This window comes from Anaerotignum faecicola (assembly GCA_024460105.1).
GTDB lineage: Bacteria > Bacillota > Clostridia > Lachnospirales > Anaerotignaceae > JANFXS01.
In genome coordinates this window covers 1-383 of sequence record JANFXS010000616.1, presented here as the reverse complement: position 1 = coordinate 383, position 383 = coordinate 1, and the positions used below count along the sequence as shown (strand labels likewise).

Annotated in this window: 1 protein-coding gene; it reads right to left on the bottom strand. The window is 46.2% G+C overall.

The features are described from left to right. A partial coding sequence (locus NE664_15655) for a sugar ABC transporter permease (protein MCQ4728069.1) occupies window positions 1-287 on the bottom strand: 287 nt, incomplete at its 3' end. Between the last annotated feature and the right edge of the window lie 96 nt (window positions 288-383).

Here is a 383-nt window from a genome sequence, read left to right as displayed (position 1 = left end):
GCTAAGAGAAGCGCCAGAAAATATTGAAGCATCACGGAGACTGCCGCAAAGGTTGCAGTATTAAAAATTGCCGGGCCGATTAAATCGGACTGGGCCATCAGTTTAAAATTGCCCAGAAGTGTGAAATTGCCGTCAAAATCAGTAAAAACCTCTTTTACCCCCGAAAGCACCGGAAGCAGCCAGAATACTGCATAAAAGAGGAATGCCGGGAGCAAAAGCAGATAGGGAATGCTTTTTTTACTGAATATCGTTTTCTTTATCGTCTGTTTTGAATCGTTCTCGTTCAAATAAATCCCCCATTCCTTCAGGCAGGCGAACCTGTCTGTACTTTACTATTGGACCATAAAGAGCCGGAGAGCCAGGCTCGCGCACCGGACAGGCGC